This is a genomic window from Virgibacillus sp. 7505 (genome assembly GCF_002272135.1).
In the GTDB taxonomy this organism is placed as follows: domain Bacteria; phylum Bacillota; class Bacilli; order Bacillales; family Amphibacillaceae; genus Terribacillus.
In genome coordinates this window covers 1-300 of sequence record NZ_NPBF01000137.1, presented here as the reverse complement: position 1 = coordinate 300, position 300 = coordinate 1, and the positions used below count along the sequence as shown (strand labels likewise).

The window sequence follows — 300 nt, the reverse complement described above, 5'->3', positions numbered from 1 at the left end:
GGGTTTCCGCCCTTTAGTGCTGAAGTTAACGCATTAAGCACTCCGCCTGGGGAGTACGGCCGCAAGGCTGAAACTCAAAAGAATTGACGGGGGCCCGCACAAGCGGTGGAGCATGTGGTTTAATTCGAAGCAACGCGAAGAACCTTACCAGGTCTTGACATCCGCTGACAACTCTGGAGACAGAGCGTTCCCTTCGGGGACAGCGTGACAGGTGGTGCATGGTTGTCGTCAGCTCGTGTCGTGAGATGTTGGGTTAAGTCCCGCAACGAGCGCAACCCTTGATTCTAGTTGCCAGCATTC

At 55.0% G+C, this 300-nt stretch carries 1 rRNA gene; it reads left to right on the top strand.

The features are described from left to right. A 16S ribosomal RNA gene (locus tag CHH91_RS18290) occupies positions 1-300 on the top strand; the annotation flags it as partial.